This window comes from Enterococcus sp. PLH-Efm8, assembly GCF_053011625.1.
Genome location: NZ_CP172569.1, coordinates 215,306 through 236,311, shown reverse-complemented (window position 1 = coordinate 236,311; position 21,006 = coordinate 215,306). Strand labels below are relative to the sequence as shown.

The following is a 21,006-nucleotide window of genomic DNA, read 5'->3' as shown; positions in this document are numbered from 1 at the left end:
TGTAGATCCTCTACTTTCACGTTGTTTTATTTATGTAAAATTACCTACTCTTTTCGAAAATAGCAAAGATAAATAAAAAATGCAAACGCATTAAAACTGTTTTTTAATTAAATACTACCTAAAATCAGAAATAAAATGAATTATGTACTACCTTTAAAGTCATTAAGAACTACTTTAAATAAATATTATTTATAATTAAATACTACCAGAAAAACGTATGAATAAAATTTAGTTTTAAAATTAAAGATAATTAAGTACTACCAGTGTCAAAACAAAAAATAAATTAAGAACTACCTTATGCATATAAAACATACTACCATTACTAGTAATATATACTACCTTATTTCAGTAGTATATATTATATTATTCTTATAAGACAAGGCTTTAGGCTAGAAAACAATAGATTATATACTACTAAAAAATACAATAAGTACTACCAATGTCAGATATATATAATAATTATGTACTACCATTAAAATTAACTTATTTAATAAGATACTACTGTGTTAATCTGAAAAAAATTACTTTAAAGTAGTTACATACTACCTGTTAATTTAGATACTACCATTAATACTTAAATTAGATACTACCTATATTTATATTAAGTACTACCGTTCTAAGAATAAGATAATAAAAAAATACTACCAAATTGCAATTAAATACTACTTAAAATGTAAAAAATAAGAACTACCCAAATTAGGTAGTTCTTAATAAGAGAATATCAGATAAATTTGTACAAGTCATAAAAAAATTAATCTTAAATTTTTAAATATATATACTTGCTAATTATAAACTACTTTATTTAGGTAGTACATAATTAACAGATAAAACTACATGCTTGTAGTTTGTCTAGCTAATGAGTTGCATATGATTTATATAAAGGTGTGCAGCATAACTTAGTTGAAGTTAAGAGAATAGAATAAATATTTTTTGTTTTGCTAATAATTAAACACTACCTAAATATGGTAGTGTTTAATTATATAATATTCATTTTGTTACAAATAATCGTATTATAAAAGCATAACAATTGGGATAACTATTTTTTAGATTGTTTAAGTACTACTTAAATTAGGTAGTACTTAAATTTTGGTTTAAGGTAGTAGGTAATTAAGAAATGATATATATCTTCTTTTATAATAGAAGGGGAGAGGCCTAGTTAAAAGCAGCGACAATTAATAACAATGTATTTAATGCTTCACAAAATCCATTTGGTGGACAATGCATTGTTATTAGCGATGATCTACCGTTCTAAGTAGTTTTTTCTATTGGTTGCATTCGTGACTAATTATGGTATAATTATGAGTAACAAAGAGGTATTTCATTATATCACCAAACCCCATCAGCGTGCAGGCTGATGGGGTTTTTTTTACGTTTCTATATTATAGAATTAACGGGTAGGCTTACTGTCTTTTTTGGCAATTTTGCAATCAAGCCATTTGCAGAGGTAACTGCACACTACATCTGCAAGTGGCTTGATTGCAAAAACAAAATCAAAAAGGTATTTCATTATATCTCCTCCTCCCCTTGCCAGATTAGGCCGGGGTAGCAGACAGCAAAACTATTATAACATAACTGAAATACCTAAATGACATATACAGATATGATAATTTATGTATTGATTTTTCTAACAAAAGCACATATTTTAATATATACTACCTATTTTAGGTAGTATATATTTTTAGATACAATATCGATCAGTTTTGAGGAAATGAAATTCTAGATATTTTTTGCTACATAGAGTTACTTTCAATATTTTTTAACGTAATTAGGCAGAAGTCACTCATCCTCTATAGGTTTGTGATGAAATTGCCATTGATCCATTTAAGTAAGAGCAAAAAACTGGAGGTTTATCAGGTAATTGGTCTAATGGATTTAAGTATGCGGTCACCGTGTATAGAGTTGCTTATGAGATTCAAGAAAATAAAGTTATTCCAGTATTGCTATATGGAACACATAACAATTTTTATGAATTAGCCGAGAACACTCGCAACTTTATTCGTGTAGATGAATCGGCTTCGGTTGAGTTATAACTTTAGCTATATCAATCAACCGACCGACATATGTTAAATCTATATATAATAAAAATACCTACGTGAACTACTCACCACTTAGCTAAACCTGACGGTTCTTAACGCTTGAAGTGGGAGCTTCTTGGGAATAGAGCATACTTGATAGCGTATTTCTTTACTAACAGCGGTGTCTCTTATTTACCAAGCTATCCCCGTAGTTCCTACGGTTCTTGATGATTGGATCTAAGCCAATCCCATAGAATGTAGTCTTAGACCTTCGGTCAGAATATTGATACTAGCATTGATATCACGATCATGATGAGTATGACAAACAGGACAAGTCCATTCTCGAATTTCAAGAGATTTCTTGCCATCTTTATGTCCGCACTCTGAACAAATCTGACTAGACGGAAACCATTTATCTACTTTGATGATTTTTCGTCCATACCAGTCAGCCTTGTATTGTAATTTAGTCACAAACTTTGACCAAGAAACATCAGAAATACTTTTAGCTAATTTATGATTTCGCAACATACCTTTTGTGTTTAAGTCTTCAATACAGATAATATCGTGATTTTTGATCATTTCTGTACTCAACTTATTCAGAAAATCAGTACGTTGATTCATTACTTTTTCATGCAATCTAGCTACTTTGCGTTTTTGTTTTTGATAATTTTTAGCTTCAAATAGATTGGTACCTTTATTTTTAGCCAATAAAGCACGCCTAGACAATTTGCGTTGTTCACGCTTTAGTTTCTTTTCCATTTTGGACGTGAATTTATTATTATCAATTTTTTGTCCATCAGAAAGAATCGCAAAGTCCATAATACCTAAGTCAATACCAATTGTGGAATTAGTTTTAGGTAATTCGATAATTTCTTCTTTACACAACAAAGAAATATAGTATTTACCGCTAGAATGACGTGATATTGTAGCAGATTTGATAATCCCTTTTGGTTGTCTATGAAGCTTAATTCTTACTAATGACTTCAATTTAGGAACTTTGATGAATTTACTATCAATCAAAGCAACTGTACCATTTTGATTATTCGTTGTATAACTCTGAACAGGATTTTTCTTACTTTTGAAACGTGGAAATCCAACGGATTTATCCCGAAAAAAATTCTTGTATGCTTTATCTAAATTAAGTTGGGCATTGGCTAAAGCAAGGCTATCAATTTCTTTCAAAAACGGAAATTCTTTCTTGTATTTAGCTGGTGTCGGAAAAGTCATTTTTTTAGAAGAATCATTTTTAACTTCTTCATACGCCTTTTTTCGGTCATCAAGCATTAGATTGTAGACCTTACGGACACAACCAAAAGATTTGGCAAAGAAGATTTCTTGTTCCTCTGTTGGATAGATTCTGAATTTGTATGCTTTTAGTTGTTCCATAAAGTTCACCTACTTTCTATTTATGATTGTTTCCTTGATTTTGGATATACTTCTTAATCACATCAATTGGTGCGCCACCAGTTGTCAGAAGACAAAAACTTTTAGACCAGAACATTTCTTTCCAAAGAAATTGTTTGACTCTTGGAAAGTCACGTTTTATCAATCTTGAGCTGGCACTTTTATAGGCATTGATGAATTTTGTCAATTCTGTTTTAGGTTGAGCTTTGAACATAATATGAACGTGGTCTTTATCATGATTCCACTCCACTAAAGTAATGTGATACGATTCTGAAATTCTTTCAAAAGTAGTTTTGGCATAATCAGATATTTCATCATCAATCACTTGTCTACGATATTTCGTTACTAAAACAAGGTGGTAATAAAGAAGAAATACTGAATGATTATTTGTATCTAATTCCATGTTATATCAACTCATTTCTTGTATAGACTGATTGTAACATGGGACAAAATAAAAAGGCAATACGCCTTAGTTGTCGGTCTTCGAGTTACCAACGGTAACCCTCATACCGAACGGCATTCATCACCCACCTATAGAGGATGGGCGACTTCTGCCTAATTCTGTTAAATGGATGTTAACGGAAGTGTATGGTGAGTAGTTCACTCGTATTTTGATATCGTTTGTATATGTTTTCAGCGTTCTAAGTGGCTTATTTTGTCCAATAATAATATGGAGTGGAATCCCTTAAGAAACACCGTTGGCAATTGTTGTTATAACATGTTATAATTTATTCATCAAAAACTAAAAGGAGTGTGATAACATGGGAAAAGAACTAAAGGTTAGAAAGATCGGCAATAGCGTGGGAGTGATCCTTCCAAGCTCTCTTGGATTAAAAAGCGGAGACATTATCCAAGCCAAACAAGAAGGCAACTTATTCATATTAGATACTACTCAAATAGCAAAAGAACACGATCGCAAATTGATTGAAGAAAGTTTCCAAGACTTTGAGAAAGGTTTAACAGTTTCAGAAATTGAAATGGTAAAAGCTTTCGGAAAATACGGCTGGAGTGAATAGATGAAAGAGTACACGCTAGTTTATTCTAAAAGTTTTCAGACCAGCCTTGAAACGATAATAGAAGAATGGGAAAATGAGCTTGCTCTTTCTCCAGCCAGCATAAAAAGATTTGTAGGTGCGATCCAGAAGGCTTTAGAACTAACCAAAAATTTTCCAACTATGCATGAGGAAGTTTCCGAAATCTATGGAATGGATATCCCAACATATCGGATCGTGATCGGCAAAAGCTATGCCTTATTTTATCGGATCGACCATGAAAAAAAAGAGATACTTGTAGGACGTATTTTCCAATCTAAACAAATGAAACTAGGCTTTTAACAATAATTAGGAAAAAGTCGCTCATCCTCTACAGGTGGGTGATTAATGCCGCTCGATATGGTTGTTAACCGTCGGTTACTCGAAGATTGATATATAAGACTTAGTACCTTTTTATTTTGCTCCATGTTATGGCCGAAGGTCTAAAGATACAATCATTAGTCTAGAGAAAAATTAAGAACCGTAGGAACTACGGGGATCGCTTGGTGAATAAGAGACACTGCTATTAGTGAAAAAATAAGATATCAAGTACGCTCTATTCCCAAAAATTTCGTGACTTTACTCATGAGAGGTTCAAGTAGTATATTTTTAATCAAAATTGACGTAACTTTTAATAAATACTACCTAAATAAGGTAGTATTTATTTTTGTGTTTTAAAAGAGGAAGTCCAATATATCTATGGGAAACTTCTTAAATATTATGTTGGTACATGAAAATATACATCCCTGCTAGACTATTTACAACATTTTACTTTGTACGTATTCTTGTTTTAAAAGGAATGGGATAAAATATAGGTACAATAACTATTTGATGCTAAATATAATTAATGGAGGAGAGATAGTGAACATACTTAATGAAAAAAGATATGTATGGTTTGCTGGTAAAAAATATATTACTACTTTCAAAAGATTATCCGAGTTAATGCAGCAGACTGTTAAAAGTGCTATGCCTGAAGGATACAAGTTTAATTTTGTTCAATCTTCAGTATCTACTGAAAGTATCTATTTTTCAATTCTTTCTGAGAGTAGGCTTTTTCATTTTAGAATAAGTTCTCATGTAAAGAAAACTGATGTTGATATATATACGTTCCGTACAAATAATTATAAAAATTTAAATGATTTGAGTAGAAGTATCAGTGAATATCTCAAGGGGAATAGCTATCTCAAGATTCGATTTTCACATATATTAATTTTACTACCATATTTGAATGAGAATTTCACCCTAATTCAAGTAGATAAGTCTTTCATTGCCTCAGGTAATCAAGGAAATATGAATATTACAAGTAACAAAACGTCACGTGTGCTATTGGCGTTGATGGGTTACGGAATTCTTTATAGAGATGACCAAAATGGCCAGATTCTAATAAATCGGGCTGGGCGTTCATTATTAATGAAATATAGAAAATTTATACCGGAAGATTTTCAAAACTTACAGTTAGAAAACATGCGTTTAGAAGATTTATTTAGATTAGCAGAAGATGATAAGTATAGATTTGAAGTTTTGAAAATTCAAAAGAATGAACTATTGAATAAGTTATATCCTGAGAATGCGATAAAAGCACATTTTGGTGATGCTAATCATATGTATAGTTGGTTCATTCCTAAAAGATTTAGAGGGAAAATCAATGCTGGAGATCAAGTGAAAGTACTCAATCGAAATAGTACAGATGTCGTAATGATAACAGATATCTATGTAGAAGATGAAGATATAATCAAATATATGAAGCCTGTGATAAAACTTGTTAATAAAAATAAAGGAACCCGTGGTGCTAGTTAATTTTTTCCTAGAGAAAAATGTCTAAACATGTTGGTAAATCAACAAAAAAACGCATAGAGTAGTCTCAAAACTCCCAAGAAATGAGGACTACATATGCGTTCATCAAAATATACTGAACATTATACAGATACTTTTATAACATTCAAGGAAATTATGAGAACTGTTTCTAACATATACCACAATTGTGTACCAGATAAGATTAAAAACCGAAGAAATACTGATCAACTGAAGTAACGCGATACAGTGATTATTGCTTGTGTTATATGGGGCATAATTAATGGCTATACTAGCCAAAGAGCCACGTATAGAGCGGTTTGTTCCGTCTTATTTCCTAATGGTGACTTTCCTAGTAGGAGTCGATTCACTCGCTTAAGTTCAAACTTAGCTTACACTATCAAGATTATTCGATACTTTTTCATCAAGAAGCTCACCAAAGGTGAACTAGTCGGAATTATAGATAGTTTTCCTAGTCCATTATGTAAACCAGTTAGAAATAGACAAGCAAAACTATTGAATCAAATAGCCAAAGTTGGCTATAACTCAACAAAAAAATCTTATTTTTATGGTCTTAAAATTCATATGATCGTTACTAAGACTGGCTTTCCGATTACTTACTCAATCACGAATCCAGGTGTCCATGACGTGAAAGTGTTAGAGACTTTATCGGAAGAAGCGAATCTTCCCAATATCCTAGGGGACAAAGGATATATTAGCCATAAAATCCATGAAAAGCTTGCCCTTAAGGGCATTACTATATCCGTTCCGCCACGTAAAAACATGGATAAATCAGAAAAACTAGACCACAGCTTACTTGGAAAACAAAGAAAAACAGTTGAGACTGTTTTTTCTTCCTTAGAAAAATTAGGTTGTCAAAATTTCAACTCACGTTCTGTTAAAGGGCTAGAGAGTAGATTTGAAAGCATATTACTGGCTTACAGTGTTCTATTAAGTCGAGCACAACGACGTTTTGAAGGAACTTTGAGATATTCTTTAGGATATTAAAATTAACTAGCACCACGGGTTATGTAATAATATAAACATAATAAAACAAAAATTATCCAAATCTAACATAGGAGGGTGGATATGGAAAATTCTATATATTTAGTAACAGAACCTAACACTCAGCTGAAAGATTGTTACTTTAATTTTTGTGGGTATTCAAAAACAGAACCTAGACATAGTTTTGGACCAGCTATTCGAGAACAATACTTAATACACATAGTGCTAGAAGGTGAAGGCTATTATTCAATTAATGATCAAAAATATTTTCTGAAGAAAGGCCAAGGATTTGTTATCCCACCAGGAGTATCTACTTTTTATCAAGCAGATGAAAAAAATCCGTGGTCATATGTATGGTTGGGTTTAAGTGGCAATCTTGTAGAATACTATCTAAAAGAAATTGGTGTTGGAAAGAATCATCTTACCTTTAAAGTCGAAAATTTAAATTCATTTAAAGGATTAATTTTTGAAACTTTATCGTATGATCAGGACAATCTAGTCAGTGAATTGTCCAGACAAAAACAAGTTTATAAATTTTTAGAACTCCTCTTAAATTCAGCTAGTTATCTGAACGAAGGGATAATTACTAAAAAGATGAATCCTTTTGTTCGTCAAACAATTGAAATAATACGTGAGAATGCGTATCAAAAATTATCTGTTAAAGATATTGCTGTCAGTCTATCGATACACGAAAATTATTTATCACGATTGTTTAAGAATGATATGGGAATATCAATAAAAGAGTATATTAGTGAAATCAAAATTTCTATTGCAAACGATCTGTTATCATCAACTGAATATTCAATCCAGCAAATCAGTGACAAGATAGGATTCTCAACAGTACAATCTTTTTCTAAAGCCTTTAAGAAAGCAAATGGTGTTTCACCGGGAGTATATCGAAAACGTAGATTAGGTCTAGGAATCATTAATGGTGAATAAACTAAACATTTGATTTTGATAAATATTCGTTACTTTAAACGCTTACTATTTATGTGAGCGTTTTTTATAATGCAATAAAGAAACGGAGGAGAGCTTATGTATAAGGATAATGAAATGAATATTATTTATCGATCAGAAAACCAACAATTTCATTTGTTTAATCAGGAGATAAGTTACATTTTTAAGATATCGGAAGATGGTAAATTATTGCATTTATATTATGGTGAGAACTTACCAGATAATGACTATAGTCATCTAATTGAGATGCATCATCGGCCTATGACAACCTATAGAAATGAAAACGATTTGCTATATTCGTTAGAGCACTTAAAACAAGAATTTCCTGAATATGGTACAACAGATTTTAGACATCCTGCTATTTCATTACTACAGAAAAATGGCTCTCGCTTATCAGATTTTGTCTATCAAGGGTACGAAGTGGAAGAAGGAAAACCTAAACTAGAAGGTTTACCTGCTACCTATGTTGATAATAATGATGAAAGCAAAACATTGAAAGTTTATATTTTAGATTCAGTTACAAATGTTCAAGTAGAATTATTATATACAATTTATAGAGATTATCCTGTTATTACTCGTAGCGCGCGAGTTATGAATAAAGGAAAAGATATTCAAATAATCGAGAATATTAGCAGTTTATCATTGGATTTACCCGATGCAAATTATGAATGGCAACAATTATCTGGTGCTTGGGGTAGAGAAAGAACTATTAAGTCGCGTACTTTACAACAAGGAATTCAATCAATCGAATCTACTCGAGGTATTTCAAGCCATCAGCATAACCCATTTGTTACTTTAAAAAGAAAAAATACTGATGAAAATCAAGGAGAAGCTATTGGTGCAGCACTAGTTTACTCAGGAAACTTCTTAATTCAAGCAGAAGTAGATACATGGGATGTTACTAGACTACAAGTTGGCATCAATCCATTTGGATTTAATTGGAAACTCAATCCAGGAGAAATATTTACAGCACCAGAAGCGATTCTGGTTTATTCAAGTAAGGGTTTAAATGCCATGAGTCAAACTTTTCATCAACTATTTAGAAAACGCTTAGCTCGTGGTAAGTGGCGAGAAAAAGACCGTCCTGTCTTAATTAATAATTGGGAAGCAACATATTTTGATTTTGACGAAGAAAAGTTGGTAAATATTGCTAAAAAAGCATTTGATGTTGGTATTGAATTATTTGTATTAGATGATGGCTGGTTTGGAGAAAGAGAAAACGATTGTGCAGGATTAGGAGATTGGCATGTAAATCCTAAAAGACTACCTAGAGGAATCGGCAGCCTTTCAGAAAAAATTCGTAGTTTTGGTATGAAATTTGGTTTATGGTTTGAACCTGAAATGGTGAATAAGGATAGTGAGTTATATCGCACACATCCGAATTGGATTATTTCTACACCTAATCGAAAACCTAATCATGGTAGGAACCAATATGTATTAAATTTTGGGTTAGATGAGGTTGTTGAAAATATTTTCGATCAAATGTGTAAAATCATTGATGAATCAAACTTAGATTACATTAAGTGGGATATGAATCGTCCATTGACTGATGTATTTGACAGTCACTTGTCAGCAGATCAACAAGGAGAAGTATTCCACAGATATGTACTAGGCGTATATCGCTTATATGAAAAACTTATAACAAAATATCCTAACATACTATTTGAGTCTTGTTCATCAGGTGGTGGGCGCTTTGATCCTGGAATGCTTCACTATGCACCTCAAGCTTGGGCTAGTGATGATTCAGATGCAATTGAAAGGTTAAAAATTCAATATGGAACTAGTATGCTGTATCCTCTTTCGTCTATTGGTGCTCATGTATCAATTGTTCCAAATCATCAAACAAACCGTATAACACCTATAAAAACTAGAGGAAATGTAGCTTTTTTTGGTGCATTTGGATATGAGCTTGACTTAAATGAATTAAGTGAAGGCGATTTGAGGATTGTAAAAGAACAAATTGCCTTTTATAAAAAATATAGAACCATAATTCATAATGGTACTTTTTATAGACTATTATCACCATTCGATGATGATAATCAAACCGCGTGGATGGTTGTTAGTCATGATAAGAAAACGGCTATTGTTGCTCATTATAAAACATTAAATGAGGTAAATGCTCCTTACCGCCGACTGAAATTAAAAGGGTTAGATAATGACGGACTTTATAATGTAGGACAAAATAGTTTGCGATCTGGAATGGAATTGATGAGAGCAGGACTAGTCTGTTCAGATGCATCTAGTGGACAAATAAATGATCAGAATCGACGCCCAGAAACATTTGATTTTGATTCCAAGATTTGGGTTATAACACAGGAGGAAAAGTAGAGATGAATAACCAAAAAAGCTTACTTCAAAAAGGAGCAATCTTAAGTATTTCACTAATGTTAACAAGCTCTCAAGCAATTAATGGTGTTATTCCACAAATGAAACAGTCTTTGGGGATATCACAAAGTCAAAGTGAACTTTTAGGAACTGCACCAAGTATAACTGTTATTTTGTTTATCTTATTATCTAGTTACTTTGCCAAAAGAATAGGAATGAAAAAGACAATAATTTTAGGTTTATTATTAGCTGGTATAGGAGGAATTATTCCAGTATTTACAGCTACCTTCCAAACCGTTCTTATTAGTCGAGTAATATTAGGTGCCGGTTTAGGAGTATATAATTCATTGGCTGTGACATATATCAGCTCTTTATACTCTGGCAATACTAGAGCAACGCTATTAGGTATTAGAAATTCAATGGAAGCTTTAGGTCAGACAATCCTTATTTTTCTTGCTGGAGTTTTAGTGAACATTAATTGGACGGCTTCGTTTTTAGTCTATGCAATTGCGTTTCCTGTAGCTCTCTTATTCGCGCTAAAAGTTCCTGAAATTAGAGATGAAAATAGTGACATACCTGAAAATCATGTAAAAGAAAAGATGAATCCAATGGTTTTTGCCCTAGTTCTATTTGCAATCTTACTCGTAATGAATAGTATTGCTATTTCTGTACGATTTGCATCAATTGCAACTGAAATTAAAGGGGTAAACTTTAATGCTAGTAACTATTTAGCTCTAATGCCTATCTTAGGAATACTAGCAGGATTTATGTTTGGACCAATAAATAAGTGGATAGGAAAAGGAACCCTATACTTGGGAATTATATTCTTTATAATTTCAAATTTGTTAATTGCTGTGTCAAACGGTAATATGACGTTCCTGCTAACGGGTTTATTTTTATCAAGTATAACAGGATCATGGTGCTTCCCATTTATCTTTAGTAACTTAGATAAAGTCACTACAAAGAATACAATTAATTTTGCTACTTCATTGATTTTTATTGGCTGTAATATTGGTAATTTTATAGCTCCTATTGCTATGCAATTAGCACAATTTCTAACAAGAAGTACAAATTTGACTGCTCCATTTTTTGTATTCGCAGGAATATTTATTGTGATCCTATTTGTAACATTTTTTGCGACAAATAAAAAAAATACTAGAGTAACCCGTGGTGCTAGTTAATTTTAATATCCTAAAGAATATCTCAAAGTTCCTTCAAAACGTCGTTGTGCTCGACTTAATAGAACACTGTAAGCCAGTAATATGCTTTCAAATCTACTCTCTAGCCCTTTAACAGAACGTGAGTTGAAATTTTGACAACCTAATTTTTCTAAGGAAGAAAAAACAGTCTCAACTGTTTTTCTTTGTTTTCCAAGTAAGCTGTGGTCTAGTTTTTCTGATTTATCCATGTTTTTACGTGGCGGAACGGATATAGTAATGCCCATAAGGGCAAGCTTTTCATGGATTTTATGGCTAATATATCCTTTGTCCCCTAGGATATTGGGAAGATTCGCTTCTTCCGATAAAGTCTCTAACACTTTCACGTCATGGACACCTGGATTCGTGATTGAGTAAGTAATCGGAAAGCCAGTCTTAGTAACGATCATATGAATTTTAAGACCATAAAAATAAGATTTTTTTGTTGAGTTATAGCCAACTTTGGCTATTTGATTCAATAGTTTTGCTTGTCTATTTCTAACTGGTTTACATAATGGACTAGGAAAACTATCTATAATTCCGACTAGTTCACCTTTGGTGAGCTTCTTGATGAAAAAGTATCGAATAATCTTGATAGTGTAAGCTAAGTTTGAACTTAAGCGAGTGAATCGACTCCTACTAGGAAAGTCACCATTAGGAAATAAGACGGAACAAACCGCTCTATACGTGGCTCTTTGGCTAGTATAGCCATTAATTATGCCCCATATAACACAAGCAATAATCACTGTATCGCGTTACTTCAGTTGATCAGTATTTCTTCGGTTTTTAATCTTATCTGGTACACAATTGTGGTATATGTTAGAAACAGTTCTCATAATTTCCTTGAATGTTATAAAAGTATCTGTATAATGTTCAGTATATTTTGATGAACGCATATGTAGTCCTCATTTCTTGGGAGTTTTGAGACTACTCTATGCGTTTTTTTGTTGATTTACCAACATGTTTAGACATTTTCCTCTAGGAAAAAATTAACTAGCACCACGGGTATAAAGGAAACGGATAACACTTTACAATGCTGTTTTGGTACTCCAATTTAAACAAAACAATCGAATTTACGTACTTAATTAAGTACGTTAGAATGGAGATATAAATTAGAGGGGGAGTAGATATGGCAAAAACAGTCTTAAATCCTAGCTCAGCACGGAAAAATTTTTATAAGTTGTTGAAAGATGTAAATGAGAATCATACGGAAATTGAAATCATTAGTGAGCGCAGTGAAAATAATGCGGTGCTTATTGGTTTGGATGATTGGAAAGCAATCAAAGAAACGCTATTACTTGAGCAAATAGGCACTTTGGGTGTTGTTCGTAAGCGAGAAAAAGATGATAGTGGATTTACTAATGTTGATGAAATTGATTGGGATAACTTATAATGAATAACTATTCTGTGATGATTAAAAACTCGGCTAAAGCTGATTTAAAGAAAATCAAACAGTCTAATTTGAAACCTCAATTTGAGAAGGTTATTCAGACTTTAAAGGAAGATCCCTATCTCCCTACCCAATCATTTGAGAAGTTAAAACCTACACATGAAGGTAGGTATTCTAGAAGATTGAATAGACAACACCGGGTTGTTTATAAGGTAGATGAAGATGAACACGTGGTTGAAATTTATTCAGCAAGGACGCATTACGAGTCACAGTAATTACTTGTAAATACATTATCTCGTGGTATAATGTATTTACTAAGTAATTACATACTGTTAGAAATGAGGGATTTAAATGATTACAAAAACAAGAAAACAAGGCAATTCAATCATGTTGACAGTACCTAAAGATTTTAATGTTCCTAATGGAGTCGAAGTTGAAGCAAAGTTGGTAGAGAATGGTATTCTTTATGAATTTGTTGAACCACAAAAAGAATTTTATGATTTTAGCGAAGATATTTTGTCTGATATAATTGCAGAAGGCTACGATAAAGATGAGATTCTTGTAGAATTTAAGAATAGAAAAAACAAAATGCATTCTTCCTTTAGAGATATTGCTGAAGATACACTTACTAATTCTAAAGTAATGACTAAAGAGGAGTTGGCAACAGAAATTGGCTTATGAAATCGTTCCTTCAAAACATGTCATTAAGTATTTAAAAAAGCTAAAAGAGAAGCCATTGAAAGAAAAATTTTTGAATTTAATTTATGATGAAATTGCGATTGATCCATATAAGGGTGAACAAAAAACTGGGGATTTATCAGGTATTTGGTCTAGTGGGTTTAAATATGCGGGCACAACATATAGAGTAGCTTACGAGATTATAGAAAACAAGATTATTCCAGTATTGTTATGTGGAACGCATGAAAAATTTTATGAACAGTTGAAAAAATTAATCTAGTGATTTGTTGTCGTTCTTAAGAAGGACGGCTTCTTTTTTATCGAAAATCTGATTCGTCTACATGACTAAAGTCGCGAGTATTCTCTGCTTCTCGATAAATTAAATAACGTCATTACTTTGAGGAAAGCTATAAATCAATATATTTCAGCTTTTCCTTATTTATGTACTACCTTTTCCTTATTAATTATAAGGTAGTACATATATATCTTTTTTTGGTAGTAACTAAAAATAAATATGTTATAATAGTATCAAATGAATATTGCTAAAAGAAAAGAGGTAGGAACGTGGTAGCGAAGAAATATGTAATCGGTAATTTTAAAGGTGGCGTAGGTAAAAGTACGTGCGCGCAAATGTTAGGGTTTGAATCAGCAGTTAATGAAGGAAAAAGAACCTTGATAATTGACTTGGATATGCAAGGAAATACTTCTGATGTGATGAACTTAACGCATATGAACTTCACTAACGAAGAAGGAGGCGGAGAAGGTGAACCGATTGTTTACGAAAATACTGTGACTGACGTGTTGATAAACAATCTTCCACCTAAAGAGGCTGTCTATAAAGTAATCAATAACCTCTATATACTTCCAGCAGACATGTCCTTTGAAATGTATGATGATTGGATCAAAGACCAATATAATGATTCATTATCCCAATTCAAATATATGAAAGAAAAGCTAGAACCATTATTTGATGAGTTTGACGTCATCTATTTAGATGTCCCACCTTCTATTTCTGTATATAGTAAATCCGCGATGTACATTGCGGACTGGGCAATCGTCGTCTTACAGACCCAAGTAAAATCGATGAGAAATGCGATGCAATATCTTGAGTATATGGACTTTTTTGTGAAAGAATTTGATACAAATTTATATGTTGCTGGTGTTATTCCTTTCATGTTGGAAAGCGGTGACGCAGTAGATCAGGAAATGTATAAACAAGCCCAAGAGATTTATGGGGAACATTTGATTAAAAATGTTGTACTCAAAAATGCGCGCTTAAAACGATACGACGGATCAGGTATTACGATGGAGAAGACAAAGAAAGGTCTCTTAAAACAATGGGATCGCAAAAGCCACGAATTATTTATCAGTATTTTGAAAGAATTGGAAGAACACGAGAATTGGTATGCGGAGGTGGAGTAATTGGCTGACATCAAAGGACTTGATATTTTTGGGAACAATAAAGGACTCGCCAAAATAAAAAAAGAAGCAGAAGCAAAGAAAAAGCAGCAAGCAATTACACCATCTGAAAATAAGCAATTAGAAGTGCACCAAGTTCAAGAAATAAAAACTTCCTCCAATGTTGAAAGACAGAGTAGAGGAAGAACAAAAAAAGGGTTCTGTTGCAAAGTTTTAAATAAAGAATAAAATCCCTTACGGTATCTATGATTTAAGCTGGGATTCCCAATAATACCTTGATTTCAGTACAGACCGAAAACCCGAAGAGAGTGCCTTCTTTTCGGGTTTTCTTATATAATCCTCGAATGGCTTCCATGCCTTTAATCGTGGTAGAGGCAGTGCGTAAACTTCGATAGAATTTATTGCGTCTCTTTACTGGACGATGGTCTTGTTCAATCAAATTATTCAGGTATTTAATGGTACGATGTTCTGTCCCTTGATAAAAGCCGTATTCTTTTAGTTTCTTAAAGGCACTTGTAATAGAGGGGGCTTTATCTGTGACTACAACCTTCGGTTCATCAAACTGCTTCACTAACCGCTTAAGAAAAGCATAGGCTGCTTGTGTGTCCCGTTTTTTACGTAACCAAATATCCAAGGTTAAACCATCTGCATCGATGGCTCGATACAAATAATGCCATTTTCCTTTAATTTTGATGTACGTTTCATCCATTTTCCATGAATAAAAGGATTTTTTATTTTTCTTTTTCCAAATTTGATAGAGTAGTTTGCCATATTCTTGCACCCAACGATAAATCGTCGTATGAGAAACGTTAATGCCACGATCATATAAGATTTCTTGAACTTCACGATAGCTAAGGTTATAACGAAGATAGTAGCCCACGGCTACAATAATCACATCCTGCTGAAATTGCTTTCCTTTAAAATGACTCATCGTCATTCCTCCTGCTATCTTTTTCTATTATTCTACCTTATCTGATAGTAGATTTAAAACTTTGCAACAGAACCCTTCCAATGGCTGTTCTTGTGTAAAGGTCCGATCTAATACATTCGCTGTTTTCGCTTCATTACAAGCTGTTCGTTGCCCTTTAAAATGAGCGATCGTATAGGTAGATGTCAATCCGCGGCGTTTCATGATTCGACCGATCCGGCGCCGACTGAATTGAAGCCCACACTTTGCTAAACACTTCTTCAATTTTCGGGTACCGTAAGCCTTTCGGTTTCGAATAAACTCTTCCTGAACGATCTCTTCTAAGTCGGACTCATTTTCGATCGGTTTCGCTTGATAATAGTAGGTTTGACGAGAAATATTTAGAATTTTGCACATCGCTGATATGGAATATTTATGCTTGTTGGCATCAATTACTTGTCTTTTCGTCCGAATATCAGCGCCGCTTGCTTTAAAATATCATTCTCCATTTCGAGTTGCTTATTTTTCTTTCTTAGTGCGATCAATTCTGCTTGTTCTGGTGTTAAGTTGTCTCTTTCTTTGAATGAGCCCGTTGATTGTGCTTGCTTCATCCATTTATCGAAAGAAGAAGGCGTAAGCTCATACTCTCGAATAATTTCTGCGCGAGGCTTACCAGCGAGATAGAGATCGACGATTTGTTGTTTGAATTCTTTTGAATAGGTTCTTCGTTGACGTCTTGACATGAAAAATCCTCCAGTGTGTTTTTTATTATTCTACACACCTTATTTTTTCTGTCTAGTCTAGTGTAGCCGATTCAAATTGATGAAGCAGATCCCAAAGGGCTGCTTCATCAATTTTTTCGTAAGTGTCCGTACACTTACTGTGCTTGCTCATATATTAATCGATCATATACTAATCGTGTAAGAACAACTTTAAGCATAATACTTATATTGTTATACCATAGTTTGGAAAAATAAAAAATTATATTTCATCAACGTTTCATAAAAGGTGTGTAGAATGTTATTGAAAGTAGCTATAAAATGCTATTGTGTAAAAAATAAAGGAGGAATAATTTATGAAAAAATAGTACCAAGAGGAGCATGCCTATTACTTGCATTATGTTTGAGCTTAAGCGCAGTTGGGTGTCAAAAAAGTAATGAAAACAATAAAATAAAAGAAGGACAATCCATAAGTTCTGAAGAGGAAGGCATGTCAATTAATGCAAATGGCAAAAATGAAACTTTTAAGCCATCAGATTATACATTGGAGGCAAAGAAAGAATATGTTTATGAATATTTAGGGCTTAAATTTAAACTCTCAGACAAATTTAGAAATTATATAGCTGATAAAAAGATAGCGATGTTAGATGATCAAAGTCCTATAGATAAAGAACTAAAGTATGCTATTTTGACATTTGAGAAAATGACAGAAGAACAAAAGAATGCAGTTATAGAAAAGATGGGCGATGGATATAAAAATTGGCAAAATGAGCTTGAAAGAATTGGGACTATTGGTATATTTGAAAAAAATACATCAGAAGAAAAAAATCTAAAATTATAAAATGTGATACTCATACTAAAATAGGAGTTTCAAGTGATGGAAAATACGATTGCTATTTAAGCACAAATAGCGGAGCTGAAAGTAATCTTCTGGATGAATTAAAAAGAACTGAGATTCAAATTATAGATAAAAAAGAACGTCCTAAAAATGGTTTTGTGCTATCAGAAAAAACTGATTTAGAAAATACAGAAGCATTTAACAAAGAATCGGTTAAAGATTTACGTAAACTACCAACAAAGGACATAAATGGCAAGGATTTTACAAGTAAAGATTTTGAGAAGTATGATCTTACTATGGTAAATGTATTTGCAACTTGGTGTACAGCTTGTGTAAAGGAAATTCCTGATTTGGTTGAGGTTCAGAATGAAATGAAAAGCAAGGGTGTAAATATCGTTGGAGTTGTTACAGATCCTGTTGATGATAACGGTGAAAACAAGGAAGCAATTGAAAAGTCAAAGTTAATACATGAAAAGACAAAGGCTTCATATCCTTTCTTAATGCCAGATGGAATGGCAACACTTTTTTTGACAAAAATTATAAGGTGTTGTGAATGCTGCGGTGTTATGGCTACGATTGCCCTTGACAATGAGCATCCTCGGATCTGATTTTCTCCGGCAGAAGCACAATCATTCAATTACGCTGCCTCTCCAGAGGTATCAGATCCGCGCTCATTATCAAGGATTCGCTTCGCCAATCTCTGTTGTCGAATTTGGATCGGTGTTTCATACGCCAACGTGCCATGTAAGCGTAGATAGTTCCACCAATGCACATAATCAAACAATTCTAGACGTAGCTGTGCCAGTGTCTCAAATTGGTATTGATGCACGAATTCTACTTTGACAGATTTATAGGTTGATTCCACAACGGCATTATCATACGGACAACCCTTCCTACTCAATGAACGAGTAATTCCAAAACCATTCAGAATCTCATGAATGGTTTGGTTATCAAATTCCTTTCCCCGGTCTGTATGAAAAAGCTTGACGTCTGTTAAAGAATACGGTATCCGTCCAAAGGCTTCTTTTACCAATGAGGCATCTTTCTTCTCACCACAGGAATAACCAATAATTTCTCGATTAAACAAATCAAGTATTAAGCAGATATAATGCCACTTTTTCCCCACGCGAACATAAGTAAGATCCGTAACGATGGCTTCCAATGGCTGTTCTTGTGTAAAGGTCCGATCTAATACATTCGCTGTTTTCGCTTCATTACAAGCTGTTCGTTGCCCTTTAAAATGAGCGATCGTATAGGTAGATGTCAATCCGCGGCGTTTCATGATTCGACCGATTCGGCGCCGACTGAGTTGAAGCCCACGCTTTGCTAAACACTTCTTCAATTTTCGGGTACCGTAAGCCTTTCGGTTTCGAATAAACTCTTCCTGAACGATCTCTTCTAAGTCGGACTCATTTTCGATCGGTTTCGCTTGATAATAGTAGGTTTGACGAGAAATATTTAGAATTTTGCACATCGCTGATATGGAATATTTATGCTTGTTGGCATCAATTACTTGTCTTTTCGTCCGAATATCAGCGCCGCTTGCTTTAAAATATCATTCTCCATTTCGAGTTGCTTATTTTTCTTTCTTAGTGCGATCAATTCTGCTTGTTCTGGTGTTAAGTTGTCTCTTTCTTTGAATGAGCCCGTTGATTGTGCTTGCTTCATCCATTTATCGAAAGAAGAAGGCGTAAGCTCATACTCTCGAATAATTTCTGCGCGAGGCTTACCAGCGAGATAGAGATCGACGATTTGTTGTTTGAATTCTTTTGAATAGGTTCTTCGTTGACGTCTTGGCATGAAAAATCCTCCAGTGTGTTTTTTATTATTCTACACACCTTATTTTTTCTGTCTAGTCTAGTGTAGCCGATTCAGGATAAGGATAAGTGTATTAATTGTGGAAAATGTAAAAAAGTTTGCCAAATGAATAAAGATTCAGTTGAGAATTGCAATCATCTGGAGTGTATCAGATGTGGACGATGTAAAAATGCTTGTCCAGTGGATGCAATTAGTTATGGAGTAAGAAAATAGAGAGGAGTAGTTAGGAAAGTGATAAAAAATGCTATAGCATATATTACAAGAAAGAAAAATAGAACTTTAATAATTTTTATCATATTAACTATAGTTCTTTCTTGCTTGTATTCTTGTTTAACAATAATGAAATCAAGCAATGAAATAGAAAAGGCTTTATATGAAAGTTCTAATTCTTCAATATCAATAACAAAAAAAGATGGTAAATATTTTAATGTTAATCAATTTAAAGATATTGAAAAATTAAAAGAAATTGAAGAAAAAATAATTCAATATGATGGATTAGCAAAACTAAAAGATGCTAAAGTAGTTAGCGGAGAACAAAGAATAAATAGAGAAGATTTATCTGACGAATTTAAGAATGTTGTTTCACTCGAAGCTACAAATAATACTAAAAGAAATATTTTATTTAGTAGTGGAGTATTTACAATTAAAGAAGGTAAAAATATAGAAGAAAATGATAAGAATTCAATTATTGTTCATGAAGAATTTGCTAAACAAAACAATCTAAAATTAGGTGATGAAGTTGATCTTGAATTACTAGATATTGAAAAAAGTGGAAAAATAAAAAGTCATAAATTTAAAATTATAGGGATCTTTTCTGGTAAAAAACAGGAAACATATACAGGATTATCTTCTGATTTTAGTGAAAATATGGTGTTTGTAGATTATTCAACAAGCCAAGAGATATTAAATAATTCAGAAAATAATGAAATTGCAAATAAAATTTTAATGTATTCTGGTAGTGCAGAATCTACAGACTTAGCCTTAAACAAATTGAAAGAGCTTAAAATTGATGAGTCAAAGTATTTTGTTGAAAAAGATTCTAATGCGTTTGAAGAGTCTTTAGAGTCAGTGAGTGGAATAAAATATATAATAAAAGTAATGACTTATTCTATTATGTTAGGTGGGATGGTTGTTCTTTCATTAATCTTGATTCTATGGTTAAGGGAAAGAATTTATGAAATAGGTATATTCTTATCTATTGGAACATCTAAGATACAAATTATAATGCAATTTATATTCGAGTTAATATTCATATCGATACCAAGTATAATATCTTCCTTATTTTTAGGAAATGTATTACTAAAAGTAATTGTAGATGGATTCATTAACTCAGAGGATTCAATGATTTCCGGTGGAAGTTTAATAAATAATAGTAGTTTTATGTCAAATATAACAACACTTGGACAAAGTTATTTAATATTAATAAGTATTATTGTTTTATCAGTTGTATTTGCTTCTTCATTAATGTTAATCAAGAAGCCTAAAGAAATCTTATCAAAAATAAGTTAGGAGA

At 32.7% G+C, this 21,006-nt stretch carries 19 protein-coding genes and 6 pseudogenes; 19 read left to right on the top strand and 6 right to left on the bottom strand.

Annotated features, from left to right (window positions below; translation table 11 throughout):
- Positions 1-1,165: 1,165 nt before the first annotated feature.
- Positions 1,166-1,252: pseudogene (locus ACIFUW_RS15200) on the top strand (single-stranded DNA-binding protein); the annotation flags it as partial.
- Between the two features lie 553 nt (positions 1,253-1,805).
- A pseudogene (locus tag ACIFUW_RS15195) lies at positions 1,806-2,030 on the top strand (type II toxin-antitoxin system RelE/ParE family toxin).
- A gap of 222 nt (positions 2,031-2,252) precedes the next feature.
- Here the strand turns inward: ACIFUW_RS15195 and tnpB are convergent.
- The gene (tnpB, locus tag ACIFUW_RS15190; RefSeq protein ID WP_002287525.1) at positions 2,253-3,401 is read right to left on the bottom strand and encodes an IS200/IS605 family element RNA-guided endonuclease TnpB; all 1,149 of its coding nucleotides are present in this window, start codon (positions 3,399-3,401) and stop codon (positions 2,253-2,255) included.
- Between the two features lie 16 nt (positions 3,402-3,417).
- Positions 3,418-3,822 carry an IS200/IS605-like element ISEfa4 family transposase gene (gene tnpA, locus ACIFUW_RS15185; protein ID WP_002287522.1) on the bottom strand — a complete coding sequence of 135 codons (405 nt, stop codon included), beginning with the start codon at positions 3,820-3,822 and terminating at the stop codon, positions 3,418-3,420.
- Between the two features lie 358 nt (positions 3,823-4,180).
- Here tnpA and ACIFUW_RS15180 point away from each other — a divergent pair, with 358 nt between their 5' ends.
- From ACIFUW_RS15180 to ACIFUW_RS15150, 7 genes and pseudogenes are all read left to right on the top strand, one after another.
- Positions 4,181-4,435 carry an AbrB/MazE/SpoVT family DNA-binding domain-containing protein gene (locus tag ACIFUW_RS15180; RefSeq protein ID WP_002323399.1) on the top strand — a complete coding sequence of 85 codons (255 nt, stop codon included), beginning with the start codon at positions 4,181-4,183 and terminating at the stop codon, positions 4,433-4,435.
- Entirely contained in the window at positions 4,436-4,753 is a 318-nt protein-coding gene (locus ACIFUW_RS15175) for a type II toxin-antitoxin system RelE/ParE family toxin (protein WP_002290394.1), read from the top strand. It abuts the gene before it with no gap.
- Positions 4,754-5,311: 558 nt separating this feature from the next.
- Positions 5,312-6,247: a hypothetical protein gene (locus tag ACIFUW_RS15170; protein ID WP_002323400.1), complete on the top strand. Its 936-nt coding sequence runs from the start codon at positions 5,312-5,314 to the stop codon at positions 6,245-6,247.
- Positions 6,248-6,340: 93 nt separating this feature from the next.
- Positions 6,341-7,249 (top strand): annotated as a pseudogene (locus ACIFUW_RS15165) (IS982-like element ISEfm1 family transposase).
- Positions 7,250-7,330: 81 nt separating this feature from the next.
- Entirely contained in the window at positions 7,331-8,185 is an 855-nt protein-coding gene (locus ACIFUW_RS15160; protein WP_002338109.1) for an AraC family transcriptional regulator, read from the top strand.
- Between the two features lie 96 nt (positions 8,186-8,281).
- Entirely contained in the window at positions 8,282-10,531 is a 2,250-nt protein-coding gene (locus tag ACIFUW_RS15155; protein WP_002314387.1) for an alpha-galactosidase, read from the top strand.
- Positions 10,532-10,533: 2 nt separating this feature from the next.
- The gene (locus ACIFUW_RS15150; protein ID WP_002336205.1) at positions 10,534-11,709 is read left to right on the top strand and encodes an MFS transporter; all 1,176 of its coding nucleotides are present in this window, start codon (positions 10,534-10,536) and stop codon (positions 11,707-11,709) included.
- A gap of 2 nt (positions 11,710-11,711) precedes the next feature.
- On the opposite strand, the pseudogene ACIFUW_RS15145 reads toward ACIFUW_RS15150, so the two are convergent.
- Positions 11,712-12,620: pseudogene (locus ACIFUW_RS15145) on the bottom strand (IS982-like element ISEfm1 family transposase).
- Between the two features lie 233 nt (positions 12,621-12,853).
- Between ACIFUW_RS15145 and ACIFUW_RS15140 the strand changes: the two are divergent.
- From ACIFUW_RS15140 to ACIFUW_RS15115, 6 genes and pseudogenes are all read left to right on the top strand, one after another.
- Complete coding sequence (locus ACIFUW_RS15140; protein ID WP_002297422.1) at positions 12,854-13,117, top strand: type II toxin-antitoxin system Phd/YefM family antitoxin; 264 nt, start codon at positions 12,854-12,856, stop codon at positions 13,115-13,117.
- Positions 13,117-13,389: a Txe/YoeB family addiction module toxin gene (locus ACIFUW_RS15135; RefSeq protein WP_002314366.1), complete on the top strand. Its 273-nt coding sequence runs from the start codon at positions 13,117-13,119 to the stop codon at positions 13,387-13,389. The genes ACIFUW_RS15140 and ACIFUW_RS15135 overlap by 1 nt, the downstream gene beginning before the upstream one ends.
- A gap of 76 nt (positions 13,390-13,465) precedes the next feature.
- Positions 13,466-13,795, top strand: coding sequence for an AbrB/MazE/SpoVT family DNA-binding domain-containing protein (locus ACIFUW_RS15130; RefSeq protein ID WP_002292678.1), 330 nt, complete (start codon positions 13,466-13,468; stop codon positions 13,793-13,795).
- Positions 13,785-14,072 (top strand): type II toxin-antitoxin system RelE/ParE family toxin, encoded by a 288-nt coding sequence (locus ACIFUW_RS15125; protein ID WP_076713767.1) that lies wholly within the window; start codon positions 13,785-13,787, stop codon positions 14,070-14,072. Before ACIFUW_RS15130 ends, ACIFUW_RS15125 begins: the two co-directional genes overlap by 11 nt.
- Before the next feature lie 284 nt (positions 14,073-14,356).
- Positions 14,357-15,214 carry a ParA family protein gene (locus ACIFUW_RS15120; RefSeq protein WP_002292680.1) on the top strand — a complete coding sequence of 286 codons (858 nt, stop codon included), beginning with the start codon at positions 14,357-14,359 and terminating at the stop codon, positions 15,212-15,214.
- Positions 15,215-15,406, top strand: a pseudogene (locus ACIFUW_RS15115) (hypothetical protein); the annotation flags it as partial. It lies immediately after the preceding gene.
- Positions 15,407-15,461: 55 nt separating this feature from the next.
- Here ACIFUW_RS15115 and ACIFUW_RS15110 read toward each other — a convergent pair.
- Entirely contained in the window at positions 15,462-16,142 is a 681-nt protein-coding gene (locus tag ACIFUW_RS15110; protein ID WP_002331383.1) for an IS6-like element IS1216 family transposase, read from the bottom strand.
- A 75-nt stretch (positions 16,143-16,217) separates the two neighbouring features.
- Positions 16,218-16,861: pseudogene (locus tag ACIFUW_RS15105) on the bottom strand (helix-turn-helix domain-containing protein); the annotation flags it as partial.
- Positions 16,862-17,135: 274 nt separating this feature from the next.
- On the opposite strand from ACIFUW_RS15105, the gene ACIFUW_RS15100 reads away from it, so the two are divergent.
- Positions 17,136-17,678 carry a hypothetical protein gene (locus ACIFUW_RS15100; protein WP_002298088.1) on the top strand — a complete coding sequence of 181 codons (543 nt, stop codon included), beginning with the start codon at positions 17,136-17,138 and terminating at the stop codon, positions 17,676-17,678.
- A 155-nt stretch (positions 17,679-17,833) separates the two neighbouring features.
- On the top strand, positions 17,834-18,283 hold the full coding sequence (locus tag ACIFUW_RS15095; protein ID WP_010729386.1) for a TlpA disulfide reductase family protein: 450 nt from the start codon (positions 17,834-17,836) through the stop codon (positions 18,281-18,283).
- Positions 18,284-18,312: 29 nt separating this feature from the next.
- On the opposite strand, the gene ACIFUW_RS15090 is transcribed toward ACIFUW_RS15095, so the two are convergent.
- A protein-coding gene (locus ACIFUW_RS15090; protein ID WP_087121905.1) for an IS3-like element ISEfa8 family transposase occupies positions 18,313-19,475 on the bottom strand; the annotation gives its coding sequence in 2 pieces (ribosomal slippage) (positions 18,313-19,199 and positions 19,199-19,475; 1,164 coding nt in all).
- A 69-nt stretch (positions 19,476-19,544) separates the two neighbouring features.
- Between ACIFUW_RS15090 and ACIFUW_RS15085 the strand changes: the two genes are divergently transcribed.
- Both ACIFUW_RS15085 and ACIFUW_RS15080 read left to right on the top strand, forming a co-directional pair.
- Positions 19,545-19,706, top strand: a complete 162-nt coding sequence (locus ACIFUW_RS15085; RefSeq protein WP_077836608.1) for a 4Fe-4S binding protein — start codon at positions 19,545-19,547, stop codon at positions 19,704-19,706.
- Between the two features lie 18 nt (positions 19,707-19,724).
- On the top strand, positions 19,725-21,002 hold the full coding sequence (locus tag ACIFUW_RS15080) for an ABC transporter permease (protein ID WP_002301194.1): 1,278 nt from the start codon (positions 19,725-19,727) through the stop codon (positions 21,000-21,002).
- Positions 21,003-21,006: the final 4 nt, after the last annotated feature.

What these genes read in the sequence shown, in the direction of transcription:
- tnpB (WP_002287525.1), bottom strand. Translation starts at nt 3,401, where the DNA reads ATGGAACAACTAAAAGCATACAAATTCAGAATCTATCCAACAGAGGAA.
- tnpA (WP_002287522.1), bottom strand. Translation starts at nt 3,822, where the DNA reads ATGGAATTAGATACAAATAATCATTCAGTATTTCTTCTTTATTACCAC.
- ACIFUW_RS15180 (WP_002323399.1), top strand. Translation starts at nt 4,181, where the DNA reads ATGGGAAAAGAACTAAAGGTTAGAAAGATCGGCAATAGCGTGGGAGTG.
- ACIFUW_RS15175 (WP_002290394.1), top strand. Translation starts at nt 4,436, where the DNA reads ATGAAAGAGTACACGCTAGTTTATTCTAAAAGTTTTCAGACCAGCCTT.
- ACIFUW_RS15160 (WP_002338109.1), top strand. Translation starts at nt 7,331, where the DNA reads ATGGAAAATTCTATATATTTAGTAACAGAACCTAACACTCAGCTGAAA.
- ACIFUW_RS15155 (WP_002314387.1), top strand. Translation starts at nt 8,282, where the DNA reads ATGTATAAGGATAATGAAATGAATATTATTTATCGATCAGAAAACCAA.
- ACIFUW_RS15150 (WP_002336205.1), top strand. Translation starts at nt 10,534, where the DNA reads ATGAATAACCAAAAAAGCTTACTTCAAAAAGGAGCAATCTTAAGTATT.
- ACIFUW_RS15140 (WP_002297422.1), top strand. Translation starts at nt 12,854, where the DNA reads ATGGCAAAAACAGTCTTAAATCCTAGCTCAGCACGGAAAAATTTTTAT.
- ACIFUW_RS15135 (WP_002314366.1), top strand. Translation starts at nt 13,117, where the DNA reads ATGAATAACTATTCTGTGATGATTAAAAACTCGGCTAAAGCTGATTTA.
- ACIFUW_RS15130 (WP_002292678.1), top strand. Translation starts at nt 13,466, where the DNA reads ATGATTACAAAAACAAGAAAACAAGGCAATTCAATCATGTTGACAGTA.
- ACIFUW_RS15110 (WP_002331383.1), bottom strand. Translation starts at nt 16,142, where the DNA reads ATGAGTCATTTTAAAGGAAAGCAATTTCAGCAGGATGTGATTATTGTA.
- ACIFUW_RS15100 (WP_002298088.1), top strand. Translation starts at nt 17,136, where the DNA reads ATGTTATTGAAAGTAGCTATAAAATGCTATTGTGTAAAAAATAAAGGA.